Below are 16,135 nucleotides of genomic sequence, written 5' to 3' on the forward strand. Positions count from 1 at the left end.
AATGAAAGCTGAACGCTCACTGGCCTGGCGCACCACCGAATCGGGCTTCGACTGCAACGACGGTGTGCGCCTGTTCTACCGCGCCTGGCAGCCCATGTCGCCGCGTGAGGATGGACCGCAGCGCGCGCTGGTGTTCCTGCATCGCGGCCATGAGCATTCGGGGCGCATCCAGCCGCTGGTGGAGCAGTTCGGCTACACCCAGGACTGGGCCTTCGCCTGGGACGCGCGCGGCCACGGCTACTCGCCCGGCGAGCGCGGCGACGCCCCCAGCTTCGAGGCGCTGGTCGAGGACTTCGACACCTTCATCGCCCACATCGTCGCCACGCACGGCATCGCGCCGGAGAACATCCTGGTGGTGGCCAACAGCGTCGGCGCGGTGATCGCCGCCACCTGGCTGCACGACTACGCGCCGCGCGTGCGCGGCGTCATCATGGCGGCCGCCGCGTTCGACATCAACTTGTACGTGCCGCTGGCCAAGCCGGCGCTGCGTTTCGCCCGCCGCTTCAAGCCGGAGCTGTTCGTGACCAGCTACATCCGCCCCGGCATGCTGACCCACTCGGCGCAGGAGGCGGCCGCCTACGCCGCCGATCCGCTGATCGCCAAAGCCATCTCCGCCTGCGTGCTGCTGGGCCTTGCCGATACCGCCAAGCGCATCGTGCGGGACGCCGCCGCCATCGATACGCCGGTGCTGATGCTCACCGCCGGCAAGGATTACGTGGTCAAGGAAGGCCCGCAGCAGGACTTTTACCAGCGCCTGTCGTCGCCGCTGAAGCGCTACATGCACCTGCCGGACGCCTTCCACGCGCTGTTCTACGAGCAGGACACCAGCGTGGCGCTGGAGGCCAGCCGCCAGTTCGTCGAGCAATGCTTTGAGCGCGCGCCGCTGGCGCCGTCGCACTACCTGGGCGCCGACTGCGACAGCCACAGCGCCCGCCAGTATGCGGCGCTGCAGGCGGGCCAGAGCTGCGGCCCGCTGGCCAAGGCCTGGTTCGGCATGCAGCGGGTGATGTTGGGCATGATGGGGCCAATCAGCAACGGCATGAAGATCGGCTTGCAGCACGGCTTCGATTCCGGCGCCTCGCTCGATTATGTGTACCGCAACCAGGCCGGCGGCAGCTTCCTGTTCGGCGGCATCATGGACCGCGGCTATCTGGACGCGGTGGGCTGGCGCGGCATCCGCCTGCGCAAGCGCCAGTTGCAGCAGATGCTGGGCGAACGCATCGCCGCCCATGACGGCAAGGCGCCGCTGCGGATACTGGATGTGGCCTGCGGCTCCGGCCGTTACGTGCTGGAGACGATCAAGCGCTATCAGGACCGCGACATCGACGTCACGCTGCGCGACTACACCCAGCACAACCTGGACCAGGCGCGCGTGCTGGCGCAGCAGCTGCAACTGCGCGCCAGCATCGACTACCAGCTGCGCGACGCCTTCAGCGCCGACAGCTACCGCGCGGAGGAGGGCGAGTACGATATCGTGATCGTCTCCGGCCTGTACGAATTGTTCAGCGAGAACGCGCCGGTGGCGGCGTCGCTGCAAGGCATCGCCCGCGTGCTGCGCGCCGGCGGCCACCTGATCTACACCGGCCAGCCGTGGCACCCGCAGCTGGACATGATCGCGCTGACCCTGACCAGCCACCAGGGCAAGCCGTGGCAGATGCGTCCGCGTCCGCAGGCGGAGATGGATGGCCTGGTGGCGCATGCGGGCTGCCGCAAGATCGCCACCCGCATCGGGCTGGAGGGGATCTTTACGGTGTCGCTGGCGCAGAAGCCCGCAGCGCCTGCCGCAGGCGATTGACGACGGTCCACGCCGACAGGGCGATCACCAGCGCCAGGACGCCGTGCAGCAGCAGGGGAGCGGCGCCCCAGGCGATCAGCAGGCCGAGCAGGCCGAACCAGAAGGCGCGGTCGCTCTTGCCCATCGGCCCGTCGAAGCGGCGCGCCGCGCCCACGCTGAGCGCCAGCACGCCGGCAAACTCCGCCAGCAGCGCGGCCGCCACGGCCAGCACCACCAGCGGCGCGTGCAGCACCAGCATGAAGGGCAGGTATAGCGCCACGTCCGAGACCTGGTCGCAGATCTCGTTGAGCAGGGTGCCGAGGCGGGTCTTCTGGCCGGTGGCGTTGGCCAGCATGCCGTCGATGGCGTTGAGCGCCATGCGCAGCAGCAGGAAGCCGGCCAGGCCCGCCCACAGGCCGGCGCGCTGCGGCTGCATCGCCAGCGCCGCGCCATAGACCACCGACAGCAGCATCGTCGCCAGCGTGATCTGGTTCGGCGTGACGCGGCAGCGCACCAGCGCGCGCATCAACGGTTGCAGCAGTTGCTGGAATTGGGGTTTCAACTGGTAGATCGAAAAACTCATTGCTGGTGCAGCTCCTTGTAAAGTTGGGCGATTTGGCGGCTGCGCCGGTAGCCCATGGCGCAGTGCAGGTAAATGGCGCGGCCCTGCGCCGCATGGGCGCTGATGGCTGCGAGGATGGGGCGGGCCGATTGCGCATCCGGCGCCTGCAGGTCCAGCAGCGGAAAGTGATGGTAGCTGCGGCCACGCAGCACATGCGTCTCGCTCAGTTCATTGGACAGGTCGATGACGGCGCAATCGGCCGGCAGTTGCGCCGCCTCGGCCTCGGTCAGGCGGCGGCCCACCCACAGGCCTTCGCTATGGCGCACGAACGGCGGCCGATGGCGTTCATGCCAGCGTACCAGTTGCCAGGTCAGCAGGTAGCCGCACAGGTAGGGCGCGTACAACAGCCAGATCCACAAGGGATAACGGCCGTCGCGCTTGTGCAGGAAGGCCGCGTGGTGGAGATAGTAGGCGCGCGCCACCAGCAGCAGGCTGGCGCACAGGTATAGCCACGCCAGGGCGCCCTGCGCGAACCACGCCAGCGCCGCCAACCCCGCCAGCACCGTGTAGCAGAACGCCACCGGCTTGCGGACATCGCCATCGGACGGCAGCAGATGCAGCGCCAGGGCGCCCAGCACGGCGCCGCCGGCGACATCGAGCGCATGGTGCTGGTAGGTGAACACTGTACTCAGCGCCACCAGCAGCAGCCACGCGGCCAGCGCGGCGCGCGCGAGCGTCGAGTTGAAGGCGGTGCGCAGCGCCGCCCAGAAGATCAGGCAGTAGGCCACGTGCAGCGACGGCAGCTGGTTGTAGGGCCGGTCCATCGCCGCCAGCTGCGCGAACAGCCAGGCGGGCAGCGCGTCGTCGACGGCGGGTCGCGGCAGCGAGAAGCGCAGCGGCCAGGCGGCGAACACCAAGCAGGCGACGACGGTGGCAAACGCCACCCGGCGGCTCAGCGCCGACAGGCCGGCGCGGTCGCGCACCAGCAGGAAGCTCAGCACGAAGAACAGGCCGGACGTCATGTACGGCAGCACCATCCACGGCAGGAAGGGCAGCGCCGACTCCCACGCCATCGCGACGTTGCCGACGTCCTGGTGGCGTTGCGCCAGGTAGTGGGTCAGCGGGTAGCAGACGCCGAACAGCGCGCCGTTCAGCGCAAGCTGGGTCACGCGTTGCTGCATGCTCGGCACGGCGTCCCGGTTCATTGTCGTGCTGTCCTTGTGAAAAATGATGTAATTGAGGCATTATGTCACGCATGACCCAAGCCGCGCGACGCCAACCAGACCCACGCTACCAACGATGCATGGTGCTGGCCGGAGGCGGCTTCCGCTTCGGCTACTACCTCGGCATGCACGCGGCGGCCATCGACGCCGGCCAGGAGCCGGACCTGCTGCTGGCCACCTGCGGCGGTTCGGTGGCGGGCGCCATCATCCGCAACCTGCCGGACAGCGCGGCGCGCAAAGCCTGGTTGGCGTCGCCGCAGATGTACGCATTTTTCAGCAGCCTGCGCTCCGGCTCGCGCGCCACGCCGCTGCGGGCGGTCACCAGCATCGCGCTGCGGCGCTTGAATGGTGCGAGGGCGGCGCATATTCCAGACCTGTACAACGACTACCTGTTCGAGATTCCGCCGGTGCTGCCGTTGCCGCCGGAGCCCGCGCTTGCCTCCGCGTGCGCGCCGGCGCTGGCCATCCTGGGCGGCAGGCTGCTGTTTGGTCCCGGTGAAGTAGGGCAGTTGCGGCAAGGGCGCGCCATTTATCGCGTCACCTTGTTTGGCGATGCGCGCACCGCCGCGTTGGCGGCCGGCCAGCCATCGGCCATCGGCCGCGATGGCTGGACCAACGCGGTCGCGCACGAGCTGGAGATCGACACAGCAATGTCGCTGGCCGACGCCGCCCGCATCTCGATTGCCGACATGGTCTACTTCCGCTGCCAGTCCGCCGGCGGCGCCGACTACACCGGCGGCGTGATCGACCTGTTCCCGATCGAGCTGGCGCAGTGCCTGGCGCAGCACATCAGCATGGAGATGAAACAGTCCTACGACCAGTTCACCGCGATTCCCGCCTTGCGCTCGGTGTTCGGCTTTGACGCCAACCAGCGCCTGCGCCATGTGCACGGCCAGTCGGTCGACGTGTGGATCGATACGTCCGACGTCAGCGTGGCCTTGCGCGGCACCGGTGTCCAGAAGCGCATCGCGTGGCGGCACAACCGCGTGCAACTGGTGGCGCCGGCCAGCTACGAACAATACGTGGCCGACGTGGAAACCCAATGGCTATATGGCTATCGGCGCGCGCAGGAGGCCTACGAGCTGGCCGCGCAAGGCCGCCGCGCCGCCATGCGCAACGAGGATAAGCACAACAAGGCCGCGACATGAACGTCATGATCATCGGCGGCACCAGCGGCATCGGCCTGGGGCTGGCGCAGCACTACTGGCGGCAGGGCGCGCGCGTGGCCATCTGCGGGCGGCATCCGCGCAAGCTGGATGGTTCGCCGCTGCTGGGGGAGGAGCGCGTCAGCGTCCACGTGTGCGATATCGCCGACCGCGCGGCGGTGGCGCGCACGGTGGCCCTGGTGGCGGCCGATGGCCTGGACCTGTTGATCGTCACCGCCGGCCAGTACACCGACGCCGCCGCGATCGCGCGCGATCCCGCCTGCTCCTTGCCGGTGTTGCGGGTGAACGTGGGCGGTCTCGATCACGCCTTCAGCGCCGCCGCCGAGGCGATGATGGCGCGCGGGCAGGGACGGCTGGTGGCGGTGGCCTCCATCGCCGGCTTGCAGCAAGACTATCCGGGCGGCTCGCTGTACAGTGCCAGCAAGCGCGCCGCCATCGCCATCTGCGACGCCTACCGCAAGGCGTTGGCGCCGTTCGGTATCGGCGTGACGGTGATCGTCCCCGGCTATGTCGACACCGCGCGCCTGCGCGAACTCAATAACGGCGACGCCAGCCGCAAGCCCTTCCTGATGTCCGAGCAGGAAGCGGTGCGGCGCATCGCCGCCGCCATCGCCCGGCGCGACGAGTGCTGCGTCTTCCCTTGGCAGATGCATGCGCTGGTGCGCCTCTTCAACGCGCTGCCGTTGTGGCTGAGGCGTACGCGCAAGAAATAGCAGTGTGAACTTGCACACGGTTGCGCAGCATCGTTGACAAAAAATATTAATCAGAATATATTTTGAACATGGAATTGGAATCGTTTCCAATTCTAATCAGCGACACAGTCCGGGCCACGACCCGGTCGGCACGGAGACTGCAACAGCAAGCGAAACGCCTCGTAGCGAAGGCGCCCCTGCGCCCATTTTTTTGCTGAGCCGCACCTCGCTCCATGCTCCCTGACCGCGAACGGAATAGCCGGCGTTGCCGGCGAAGGTGCGAACCGGACGGCCGTCCGGTTCGAAATGAGGAAGTATGGATACGAGGAGTCATACATTGTGAATAAACAGAAATTCGTTCTGTCCGCCGTTGCCGCCGGGATTTTGATGGCGTACGGCACGCAGGTGTCGGCCAGTGTCACCAGTCCCGTCATCGGGCCCTTGCTGTGGTCCGAGGAATTCAACGGCGCTACGCTCAACACCACGTTGTGGACGGCGGTGGACGGCAACGGCTGCCAGATCAACCTGTGCGGCTACGGCAACCAGGAGCTGGAGTACTACAGCCCCAACAACGTCGCCATCGCCAACGTGCCGTTCGAGCCGAACACGCGGGCGCTGGCGATCAAGGCGCAGAACCAGACGGTGGGCAGCAACGTTTTCACTTCCGGAAAAATCGGCTCCTTCGGCAAGGTGCAGGTACAGTACGGTATGGTCGAGATCCGCATGTCGACGCCGCAGCTGGGCATCGGCCTGTGGCCGGCCGCGTGGATGTTGGGTGTGAGTCCGCAGACCTGGCCGCGCAACGGCGAGATCGACATCATCGAGATGGGCCACAAGGCCAGCAGCCGCGCGGCGGCCGGCACGCCGACGCCGGGGATCGACAACTTCGTCGGCTCCAACGTCATCACCTGGCAGCAGGCCGCCTGCGTGCCGGGCAATGAAAGCTGCGCCGCCTCGACCGCGTGGCAGACCAAGAACTGGTACACGCCGAACCAGTCGCTGGCGAACCGCTTCGTCATCTACCGTTTGTACTGGACCGACACGCAGATGCGTTTCACGGTGGTCGACAACGGTGTCGAGTACGACATGTACAACAATCCGCTGCCGGTCAACTCGACCGCATTGCAATCGCCGTTCTACCTGTTGTTCAACCTGGCAGTCGGCGGCAACTTCACCGACGCGGCGACGCCGGGGCAGGTGACGGCGCCGCTGCCGGGCACCATGTATGTCGACTATGTGCGTGTGTACCAGCTGGACGGCAAAGGGACGGTCAAGCTGGGCAGCCAGAGCACGCCGGAGGTGGGCAAGTTCGGCGTGTTCACCGACAACACCGTGGTCAACAACAAGCTGCAGGCCGGCACCAGTTCGGACATATTTGTATGGAACAATGCCTCGGTCACGCAGGGCAACCTGCCGCCGTATGAAGGCAGCAACGTGATGGCGTGGAGCTTCAACACGCCGGGCCAGTGGTTCGGCGGCAGCGTGGAGTCGCGCCAGGCGCGGGACATGAGCAACTTCCGCAACGGCAGCATGAAGCTGAAGATCAAGATCCCGGCCAACGTTGCCTTCACGGTGGGCGTGCAGGACACCTACACCAACCAGAACGCGGTCAAGTTCGCGGCCAACGCCACCACGTATGGCCTGGTGCGCAATGGCGACTGGGGCACGGCGACCATCCCGGTGGCCGACCTGGCCGGCAGCAAGATCGCCTTGCAGTCGATGCTGGACCTGTTCCAGATCGCCAGCGACGGCGCCGCACTGCCAAGCTCGGCGTTCCAGATGGCGATCGACGACATTGTCTGGGATACCGGCGTGCCGACACCTACACCAACGCCGACACCAACGCCAACGCCCACGCCAACGCCAACGCCAACGCCGACGCCAACCCCAACCCCAACACCGGCCGCGCAACAAACCAGCGCGACGATGTTGAAGTTCTCGCTCGCTTCCAGCAGTTGGGCGGACGTGCACTACAGCGTCAACGCCGGTGGCCAGCTGAACGTGCGGATGACGCAGAACGCCGGCATCAACAGCTACACCGCGAGCGGCCTGAAGATCGGCGACGTGGTGAACTACAGCTTCACCTACTGGGACACGGCGCATAACTACGCCGTCGACACCGCGCAGCAAAGCTACACCATGAAATAAACCAACCTGGGGTCAAGTCTGACATTCGGACACGAGTTCAACCGTAGCGGCATGCTACTGCTGAGTTTGTGTCCGAATGTCAGACTTGACCCCCGTGGGTTTTGGAAATGACGCCATTCTGTCGCCCTTTAAAAATGCCACAATGCCAGGCAGGATATCGAGTACAATTATTTGAACGATCGTGCTTTTTTAGCGGGGTCACAAGAATATGGAGACAGCATGGATTTGAACTACTCGGCGGCGGATCTGGCGTTTCGGGATACGGTGCGCGCCTTTCTCGACGCGAACCTGCCCAGCGATTTGCAGAAGAAGGTCCGCAATCACCTGCGCCTGAGCCGCCAGGATTATGTGCGCTGGCACCAGATCGTCGCCAAACAGGGCTGGGCCGCCCCGGCCTGGCCGGTCGAGCACGGCGGTCCGGGCTGGAGCGCCACCCAGCGCCACATCTGGGAGGAAGAGTGCGCCCGCGCCGGCACCCCGCCCATCCTGCCGTTCGGCGTCAACATGGTGGCGCCGGTCATCATGGCCTTCGGTAACGAGGCGCAGAAGGCCCACTATCTGCCGCGCATCCTCAGCTGCGAGGATTGGTGGTGCCAGGGCTATTCCGAGCCCGGCTCCGGTTCCGACCTGGCTTCGCTGAAGACCACCGCCGAACGTTCCGGCGACCACTACGTCGTCAACGGCCAGAAGACCTGGACCACCCTGGCCCAGCACGCCGACATGATCTTCTGCCTGGTGCGCACCGATACCACCGTGCGCAAGCAGGAGGGCATCTCCTTCCTGCTGATCGACATGAAGACGCCGGGCATCACCGTGCGCCCCATCATCATGCTCGACGAGGACCACGAGGTGAACGAGGTCTTCTTCGACAACGTCCAGGTGCCGGTGCAGAACCTGATCGGCCAGGAAAACAAGGGCTGGACCTACGCCAAGTACCTGCTGGGCCACGAGCGCACCGGCATCGCGGCGGTCGGCCGCTCCAAGCGCGAGCTGCTGTTCCTGAAGAAGATCGCCTCCGAGCACTACAAGCACGGCAAGCCGTTGCTGCAGGACCCGGTCTACGCCGCCAAGGTGGCCAGTCTCGAAATCGAATTGATGGCGCTGGAAACCACGGTGCTGCGCGTGATCACGCGCGAATCGCACGCGCCGGGACCGGAGGCCTCGCTGCTGAAGGTGCGCGGCTCGGAGATCCAGCAACTGCTGACCGAGCTGATGGTCGAGGCCCTGGGCCCGGACGCGCTGCCGTTCGACACCGACTACCTCGAGGGCAAGGCCGACCACGCCGTCACCGGCGACGACGCCGCCGCGCCACTGGCCGGCTACTACTTCAATTTCCGCAAGACGTCGATCTACGGCGGCTCGAACGAGATTCAGAAAAACATCATCACCCAGATGATCCTGGGACTGTAAGGGGCAGCGATGGATTTTAATTTGAAAGAAGAACAGCAGCAGTTCGCCGACGCGCTGCGCCGCTGGGTAGCCAAGGATTACGGCTTCGACGTGCGCCAGCGCATCGTCCATTCGCCAAGCGGCGTGTCGGACCTGGCCTGGAGCACGCTGGTGGAACTGGGCATGACGGCCTTGCCGGTGCCGGAAGAGCAGGGCGGCTTCAACGGCAGCGCGGTCGACCTGTGGGTGGTGATGCAGGAGATCGGCCGCGGCCTGGTGGTCGAGCCTTACTTCGCCACCGTGTGGGGCGCGCAATTCCTCAAGCTGGCCGGCAACCAGCACCACCTGCTGGAAGACGTCGCCAGCGGCGAACTGAAGCTGGCCTGCGCGCTGGGCGAGAAGCACGCGCGCCATGAGCTGTCGGACATCAAGACCATCGCCAGCATCAACGGCGAAGGCTACCGCATCGACGGCAGCAAGACCGTGGTGATCCACGGCGCCCAGGCCGGCGCGCTGATCGTCTCGGCCCGCAGCGCCGGCGCCCAGCGCGACACAAACGGCATCAGCCTGTTCGTGGTGCCGGCCGACACGCCGGGCGTCATCGTGCGTGACTACCGCACCGTCGACGGCCAGCGCGCCGCCACGGTGCAGTTCAGCCACGTGGCGGTGCCGGCCTCGGCGCTGCTGTGCAAGCTGGGCGGCGGCTGGGACATGCTCGACGAGGCGGCCGACTACGGCGCCAGCCTGCTGTGCGCGGAGGCGGTGGGCGCGATGGATGCGCTGTTCGCCGCCACGCTGGACTACCTGAAGACGCGCAAGCAGTTCGGCACGCCGATCGGCGGCTTCCAGGCGCTGCAGCACCGCATGGCCGACATGTACATCCACCTCGAGCAGGCCCGTTCGATGGCGATGCTGGCGGCCGCCCGCATGTCCTGCGGCGACCCCGAGGAACGCCGGCGCGTGGTGTCGGCGGCCAAGGTGCGGGTGGGGCAGGCGTCCAAGTTCCTCGGCCAGCAGGCGGTGCAACTGCACGGCGGCATGGGCGTGACCGACGAACTGCCGGCCGCGCACCACTTCAAGCGCCTGGCGATGATCGAGGTGAGCCTGGGCGATGTCGACCATCACCTGGAGCGCTTCATCGCCCAGCGCGGCTTCCAGCAGCATTCCTGATGCGCAGCTTCGCCAACCTGGCGGCCATGAAGGCCGAGATCGGCAACGAGGTGGCGGTGTCGGACTGGGTGGACATCACCCAGGCGCGCATCGACCTGTTCGCCGACGCCACCGGTGACCACCAGTGGATCCACACCGACGCCGAACGGGCGGCGCGCGAATCGCCCTACGGCGCCACGGTGGCGCACGGCTTCCTGACGCTGGCGCTGCTGCCGGCGCTGCTGGTCAATGCGCTGCACATGGTGGACATGACGATGGGCCTGAACTACGGCCTGAACAAGGTGCGCTTTCCGGCCCCGGTGCCGGTCGGCAGCCGGCTGCGGGCGCGGCTGACCATCGCCGCGATCGACGATATCGCCGACGGCGCCCAGGTCCTGTGGGGCGTGGTGATCGAGCGCGAAGGCGGCGACAAGCCGGTCTGCGTGGCCGAGTTCGTGATGCGGCGCTACTGAGGCCGGCCTAGGCCGCGCCGGGCCCGAGCGTGCTGGTGCAGTGGCGGTTGCGGCCGCCCTGCTTGGCGAGATACAGCTGGCTGTCGGCCTCGCGTATCAGGGTGCTGCTGTCGAGGTTGTCCAGCGGCGGCAGCGCCGTGCACACCCCCAGGCTGGCCGAAACGTGCGGCGCGCTCGGCGAGGCGGCGTGCGGAAGCTGCAGCCGGCGCACCTCGTCGAGGATGCGGCGCGCCACCACCTCGGCGCCTTCCGGCCCCTCCTGCGGCAGCAGCAGGATGAATTCCTCGCCGCCGTAGCGGGCCAGCAAATCCTGCGGCCGCGCGGCGCAGCCCGCCATGGCCGCGCTCACCTGTTGCAGGCACAGGTCGCCCGCCTGGTGGCCGTAATGATCGTTGTAGAGCTTGAAGTGGTCGATGTCGATCATGATCACCGACAGCGGCAGGCCGGCGCGCGCACAGCGGCGCCACTCGGCCTCGAGCGCGTCGTTGAAGCTGCGGCGGTTGGCCACGCCGGTCAGGCCGTCGGTCATGCTCAGTTCGCGCATGGCGTCGGCCTGGCGCTTGATGGTCAGCTGGCTGCGCACGCGCGCGCGCACCACCGCCACGTTGAAGGGCTTGCTGATGAAGTCGACCGCGCCCGCCTCCAGCGCGCGGGTTTCGTCTTCCGGCTGGCTCAGCGCGGTGACGAAGATCACCGGGATGTCCTGCAGCCGCGGCGAGCCGCGCAGCGCCGCGCACACCGCGTAGCCGTCCATGCCGGGCATCACCGCGTCCAGCAGGATCAGGTCGGGTTGCTGCGCGAGCGCCACTTCCAGCGCCTTTTCGCCGTCCAGCGCGAACAGCACGTCGTGCTCGTCACGCAGGGCGTGATGCAGGATCTGGATGTTCTCCATGGCGTCGTCGACCACGAGTATGCGTCCATTCCTGGCCAGGTTGGTCCAGCTCATGCACTGTCCTTTCGTTGCAACATATCGGCCACCATTTTTTGCGCAACGGTGAAATTGAGCGTCTCGACCGCTTCCGCCAGCGCATCCGCCTGCGCCGTTGCCGCCAGTGCCGGGCGCAGTGCCCGGAAGTGTTCCAAAGCTTTCAAGTTGTTATTCTGAAGCAAACACTGTAACTCCGCCAGCTTTTGCGGTAAGTCGTGCGTCACAATGTTGCCTGGAGGAACATCCGGCGCCGCCAGCTGGCGCGCCGCCGCCGTCAGCCGCTGCAGCGCCGCCGCCAGCTGCTCCAGCGCGGCGTGCAGCGCGCCCGGCTCGGGGGCGGTGTGGTGCAGCAAGGCTTCGACGTTGGCGCTCAGGCCGGCGACCTGGATGGCGCCCAAGTTGGCGGCCACGCCGCGCAGCCGGTGCAGGCATTGCGCCGCCTGCTGGCGCTGGCCGGCCGCCAGCAGCGTCCGCACCTCGGCCACGGTGTCGCCCTGCGACTGTTCGAAGCGCTTGAGCAGCGCCACCAGCGCGTCGGCGTTGCCGCCCAGCCGCGCCAGCGCCGCGTCCAGGTCGACGCCGGGCAGCGCCGCCAGCGCCGCGGCGTTGCCGCCCAGCCGGGCCAGCGCGGCGGACGGCGGCGGCGCGGCGGCGGCGGGCGCCGGCGTGTCGCTGGCGGGTGCCGCCCCGGCCTGGCCGGGCACCAGCCGGGTCAGCACGGCGATCATTTCCTCGACGTCGATCGGCTTGGCCACGTGGGCGTTCATGCCGGCCTGGTCGGCGCGGCGGCGGTCGTCCTCCATCACGTTGGCGGTCATGGCGACGATCGGCAGCCGGGCCAGCGCGCCGCCGGCGGCGCGGATCGCCACCGTGGCGTCGTAGCCGTTGAGCACCGGCATCTGCACGTCCATCAACACCACGTCGCAGCGTTGCGGATCGGCCAGCAGCGCGTCGACCGCCAGCTGGCCGTTGGCCACCGTCTCGACGCTGGCGCCGGCGTGGTGCAACATGTATTGCGCCACCTCCTGGTTGATTTCATTGTCTTCCACCAGCAGCACGCGCATGCCGGCCAGCCGCGCGTGCAGCGGCGAATGCGCGCTGGGTGGGGCCATGCCGGCGTCGTGGTTGTCGCCGCCCAGCAAGGAGGCGACCCGCTCCAGCAGCCGCGCCGGGCTGACCGGCTTGGACAGCATGCCGGCCGCGCCCAGGCCGCTGCAGCGCTGGGCCTGGGCGGCGACCACGTGCTCGGACGCCATCAGCAGCACCGGCGGCAGCGGCTGGCCGGTGTGCAGCCAGTGCTGCAGCGGCGCGCCGTGCGGCGCCGGCAGTTCGCAGTCGAGCAGCATCAGGCCGTAGGGCTGGCCCAGCCGCTGGTGCTGGTGCAGCAGGGCCAGCGCGGCCGCGGCGTCGGCGGCGCCGCTGGCGACCCAGCCCAGGTGCTCGCAGGCGCGCTGCAAGGCCAGCCGCACGCTGGCGTTGTCGTCGGCGATCAACACCGTCAGGCCGGCGGCGAGCGGCGCCGCGGCGGCCGCGGCGCCGCATTCGAGCGGGCAGGTGAACAGGAATTCCGAACCGACGCCGGCTTCGCTGCTGACCTCGATCGCGCCGCCCATCATGTCGGCCAGCTGGCGGCAGATCGCCAGCCCCAGGCCGGCGCCGCCGAACTGGCGGCTGGTGCTGTTGTCGGCCTGCGAGAAGGCGCCGAAGATGTGGGCCTGCTGTTCCGGCGAAATGCCGATGCCGGTGTCGCGCACGCGGAACTCCACCAGCATGGCGCGCATGGCCGGCGCGCCAGGCTGTTCCGGGGCGATGGCGCCGGGCGCCGGCCGCACTTGCAGCACCACCTCGCCGCGCTCGGTGAACTTGATGGCGTTGCCGATCAGGTTGAGCAGCACCTGTTGCAGCCGCATCGGGTCGCCCGCCAGTTCGGCCGGCAGGCGCGGGTCGATGTCGTAGACCAGCTCGATGCCCTTGTCGCTGGCGCTGCCGCTGACCAGCACGCTGATGCTGCTGAGCACGCGCTCCAGGCTGAAGCTGGCGTGCTCGAGCACCAGCTGGCCCGCCTCCACCCGCGAGAAGTCCAGCACGTCGTTGACCAGGCCCAGCAGCGATTGCGTGGCCAGCTGGATCTTGTCCAGGTAGGCGCGCTCGCGCGGCGCCAGCCCGGCTTCCTCCAGCAGCCGCGCCAGGCCGATGATGGCGTTCATCGGTGTGCGGATCTCGTGGCTCATATTGGCCAGGAATTCGCTCTTGACGCGGCTGGCGGCCTCGGCGCGGTCGCGCGCCAGCACCAGCTCCTCGTTCAATTCCTGCAGGTGCAGCTCGGTTTCCTTGAGCTCGCTGACGTCGGACACCAGCACGAAGAAGCCGCCGACCCGGCCGTCCTGGCCGAGATCCGGAATGTAGTTGACCCAGGTGTGGCTGAGCTCGCCCGACGGCCAGCGCAGCTGGTCGGCAAAGGCCTGCGGCTGGCCGGCCAGCGCGCCCTGCACATAGGGCGCGCTGACGGTGTACTGGGCCGCGCCGAGCACCTCGGGCATCAGCGCGTCCTGCATCTGCGCGGCGCTGCGGCCGTGCCATTCGAGGAAGTAGCGGTTGGCGAAGCGGCAGCGCAGGCCGGCGTCCCAGTAGGCCACCATGCCGGGCAGGTTGTCGGTCACGGTGCGCACGAAGTGCTCGCTCTGCGCCAGCCGTTCCACGGTGGCGCGCAGCGCCTCCTTGGCGGCCTTGCGCTCGGTGATGTCGAGCGAGATGCCCAGCACGTGGGTGGCGGCGCCGTGCTCGTCGCGCAGCGCCACCTTGCGGGTGGTCAGGAAGCGGGTCTGGCCGCAGGCGTCGGTGATCGGCTCCTCGGCGATCTCGGTCACCTCGCCGTGGGCCGAGGCCAGCACCCGGCGGTCGGCGGCGGTGAAGAAGTCGGCCTGGGCGGTGGGCACCAGGTCGTAGTCGCTCTTGCCGATGAAGTCCTCGCCGTTGGGACGGCCGAACATCTGCGCGCCGTGGCGGTTGAACAGCTCGTAGCGCAGGTCGGCCGCGCGTTTCAGGAAGATCATCGCCGGCATGTTTTCCAGCATCGAACCGAGCAAATGGCGCGAGCGCCGCAGTTCGGCCTCGGTCCGTTTCAGCTCGCTCACGTCCATCAGCAGCGCGGTGATGCCGATGATGCGGCCGTCGGTGCCGAACTGCGGGTAGTAGCTCAGCACCCAGTGGCACAGTTGCTGGGGCGAGGCGGCCGGATAACCCGAGCGCTGCAGCCCGGTCAGCGGCCGCCCGCTGTCGAGCACGGCGCGGTAGTCGGCCAGCACGCCGCGCCGCACCTCGGGGTCGGGGATCATCTCGCCGACGTGGCGGCCCAGGTGGGCGATCACCGGCTGGTCGTTGAGCGCGGCCAGGTAGTCGTTGAGGCGGACGAAGCGCAGTTCGCTGTCGACATAGCTGAGCCCGACCGGCGCGGTGGCGTACAGGGTTTCGAGCTGGGCGCGGTTTTTTTCCAGCTGGGCGGTGCGCTCGGCCACCAGCTGTTCCAGCTGCGCCTTGCTGCGGCGCAGGTCGCCCTCCAGCGCCAGGAAGGCCAGGCCGACCTCGTTCGCTTCGCGGAAGGTCGGCGCGCCCAGCGTGAACGGGCTGCCGCTGGCCAGCGCCCGGGCCGGCCCGACCAGTGCGCGCACCGAGCCGGCGATGCGGCCGCCGACCCACCAGGCCAGCGCAAGGCCGGCCAGCAGCAGCGCCGTCATGGTCAGCGAGATGGTGGTGGCGGCGCCCAGCAATTCGTGCAGGGCCTGGTCCTGCGGGGTGGCGATGGCGACCGTGACGCGGCTGACCGGCGCCCGGCTGAAGCCGAAATAAATCGGCGTGCCGTCGGCGGTCTCGGTCGACAGCAGGGCTTCGCCGGATGCGCGCAGCTGGGCCCGCATCGCCTCACCGGTGCTGCGCGTCAGCAGCTGGCGCGGACCGCCGGCCTGGGCCACGAACTGGCCGTCGGCGTCGTACAGGGTCATGGCCTGGTGGCGGCCGATTTTCTCGTCGCGCAGGATGTGGGCCAGGCGCTCGGGCTTGAGCAGCGCGGTCAGGGAGTAGCTGAGGCGGTTGTCGAGCATGACCGGAATGTCGATCGCCAGCAGGCCCTGGCCGTCGATGGTGAGCATCGACAGTTGCGGCCGCGCTTGCGCGTACAGCAGCGCCAGGCGGCGGCGGTTGTCGCCGCTGCTGAAGCTGGCCGGCAAGTCCGGGCCGAGATGCAGCGCGACGGTGCCGGCGGCGTCGCTGAGCAGGAAGTGGGCGACCGGGAATTGCGGGCCGAGCAGGGTGGCGGCCTGGGTCCGCAGCGCCGCCAGGTCGCCGCTGCGCAGGCTGGGCGCGGCGGCCAGCGCGCGGATCGCGCTGTCGGCCTGCAGCAGGTCGCGGTCGATGGCGGCGGCCACCAGCCGGGCCGACTGCCGGGTGTCTTCCATCAGGGTGTCGCGCTCGCGCTGGTAGAACTGGCCGAGCACGGCGCAAAAACCGACCACCGTCGGCAACGCGCAAGCCAGCACCAGCAGCGCGATCTGCGAGCGGATGGAGGGCAGGCGTGAGCGTTGTGATTCTGGCACGTAGTGGACCCCGGCGGCGGCGGCCGGCATGGCGCCGGCAGC

At 68.2% G+C, this 16,135-nt stretch carries 11 protein-coding genes; 7 read left to right on the top strand and 4 right to left on the bottom strand.

The window, feature by feature from the left end; genetic code table 11:
• Position 1: 1 nt before the first annotated feature.
• Positions 2-1,795 carry a bifunctional alpha/beta hydrolase/class I SAM-dependent methyltransferase gene (locus KVP70_RS20745; protein ID WP_217944061.1) on the top strand — a complete coding sequence of 598 codons (1,794 nt, stop codon included), beginning with the start codon at positions 2-4 and terminating at the stop codon, positions 1,793-1,795.
• Here the strand turns inward: KVP70_RS20745 and KVP70_RS20750 are convergent.
• Together KVP70_RS20750 and KVP70_RS20755 are read right to left on the bottom strand one after the other, a co-directional pair.
• Positions 1,746-2,357: a CDP-alcohol phosphatidyltransferase family protein gene (locus tag KVP70_RS20750; RefSeq protein WP_217944062.1), complete on the bottom strand. Its 612-nt coding sequence runs from the start codon at positions 2,355-2,357 to the stop codon at positions 1,746-1,748. The two genes, KVP70_RS20745 and KVP70_RS20750, sit on opposite strands and share 50 nt — an antisense overlap.
• Positions 2,354-3,541 (bottom strand): phosphatase PAP2 family protein, encoded by a 1,188-nt coding sequence (locus KVP70_RS20755; protein WP_217944063.1) that lies wholly within the window; start codon positions 3,539-3,541, stop codon positions 2,354-2,356. The genes KVP70_RS20750 and KVP70_RS20755 overlap by 4 nt, the downstream gene beginning before the upstream one ends.
• 41 nt (positions 3,542-3,582) lie before the next feature.
• Between KVP70_RS20755 and KVP70_RS20760 the strand changes: the two genes are divergently transcribed.
• The 6 genes from KVP70_RS20760 to KVP70_RS20785 all read left to right on the top strand — a co-directional run bounded on the left by KVP70_RS20760 (position 3,583) and on the right by KVP70_RS20785 (position 10,576).
• On the top strand, positions 3,583-4,707 hold the full coding sequence (locus KVP70_RS20760; RefSeq protein ID WP_229224971.1) for a hypothetical protein: 1,125 nt from the start codon (positions 3,583-3,585) through the stop codon (positions 4,705-4,707).
• Positions 4,704-5,438 carry an SDR family NAD(P)-dependent oxidoreductase gene (locus KVP70_RS20765; protein WP_217944064.1) on the top strand — a complete coding sequence of 245 codons (735 nt, stop codon included), beginning with the start codon at positions 4,704-4,706 and terminating at the stop codon, positions 5,436-5,438. Before KVP70_RS20760 ends, KVP70_RS20765 begins: the two co-directional genes overlap by 4 nt.
• Before the next feature lie 318 nt (positions 5,439-5,756).
• The gene (locus tag KVP70_RS20770; protein WP_262311708.1) at positions 5,757-7,565 is read left to right on the top strand and encodes a glycoside hydrolase family 16 protein; all 1,809 of its coding nucleotides are present in this window, start codon (positions 5,757-5,759) and stop codon (positions 7,563-7,565) included.
• Positions 7,566-7,784: 219 nt separating this feature from the next.
• Positions 7,785-8,975 (top strand): acyl-CoA dehydrogenase family protein, encoded by a 1,191-nt coding sequence (locus tag KVP70_RS20775; RefSeq protein ID WP_217944065.1) that lies wholly within the window; start codon positions 7,785-7,787, stop codon positions 8,973-8,975.
• A 9-nt stretch (positions 8,976-8,984) separates the two neighbouring features.
• Positions 8,985-10,124: an acyl-CoA dehydrogenase family protein gene (locus KVP70_RS20780; RefSeq protein WP_217944066.1), complete on the top strand. Its 1,140-nt coding sequence runs from the start codon at positions 8,985-8,987 to the stop codon at positions 10,122-10,124.
• A complete protein-coding gene (locus tag KVP70_RS20785; RefSeq protein WP_217944067.1) occupies positions 10,124-10,576 on the top strand; it encodes a MaoC family dehydratase in 453 nt (150 codons plus the stop codon). Before KVP70_RS20780 ends, KVP70_RS20785 begins: the two co-directional genes overlap by 1 nt.
• 7 nt (positions 10,577-10,583) lie before the next feature.
• On the opposite strand, the gene KVP70_RS20790 is transcribed toward KVP70_RS20785, so the two are convergent.
• A complete protein-coding gene (locus KVP70_RS20790; RefSeq protein ID WP_217944068.1) occupies positions 10,584-11,522 on the bottom strand; it encodes a diguanylate cyclase domain-containing protein in 939 nt (312 codons plus the stop codon).
• Positions 11,519-16,093, bottom strand: coding sequence for a PAS domain-containing protein (locus KVP70_RS20795; RefSeq protein WP_262311707.1), 4,575 nt, complete (start codon positions 16,091-16,093; stop codon positions 11,519-11,521). Before KVP70_RS20795 ends, KVP70_RS20790 begins: the two co-directional genes overlap by 4 nt.
• Positions 16,094-16,135: the final 42 nt, after the last annotated feature.

The sequence above is a fragment of the Duganella violaceipulchra genome, assembly GCF_019166075.1.
Lineage (GTDB): Bacteria > Pseudomonadota > Gammaproteobacteria > Burkholderiales > Burkholderiaceae_D > Rugamonas > Rugamonas violaceipulchra.

Excerpts from the sequence above, each read along its gene's own strand:
- KVP70_RS20745 (WP_217944061.1), top strand. The coding sequence starts at position 2 with ATGAAAGCTGAACGCTCACTGGCCTGGCGCACCACCGAATCGGGCTTC.
- KVP70_RS20750 (WP_217944062.1), bottom strand. The coding sequence starts at position 2,357 with ATGAGTTTTTCGATCTACCAGTTGAAACCCCAATTCCAGCAACTGCTG.
- KVP70_RS20755 (WP_217944063.1), bottom strand. The coding sequence starts at position 3,541 with ATGAACCGGGACGCCGTGCCGAGCATGCAGCAACGCGTGACCCAGCTT.
- KVP70_RS20760 (WP_229224971.1), top strand. The coding sequence starts at position 3,583 with ATGTCACGCATGACCCAAGCCGCGCGACGCCAACCAGACCCACGCTAC.
- KVP70_RS20765 (WP_217944064.1), top strand. The coding sequence starts at position 4,704 with ATGAACGTCATGATCATCGGCGGCACCAGCGGCATCGGCCTGGGGCTG.
- KVP70_RS20775 (WP_217944065.1), top strand. The coding sequence starts at position 7,785 with ATGGATTTGAACTACTCGGCGGCGGATCTGGCGTTTCGGGATACGGTG.
- KVP70_RS20780 (WP_217944066.1), top strand. The coding sequence starts at position 8,985 with ATGGATTTTAATTTGAAAGAAGAACAGCAGCAGTTCGCCGACGCGCTG.
- KVP70_RS20785 (WP_217944067.1), top strand. The coding sequence starts at position 10,124 with ATGCGCAGCTTCGCCAACCTGGCGGCCATGAAGGCCGAGATCGGCAAC.
- KVP70_RS20790 (WP_217944068.1), bottom strand. The coding sequence starts at position 11,522 with ATGAGCTGGACCAACCTGGCCAGGAATGGACGCATACTCGTGGTCGAC.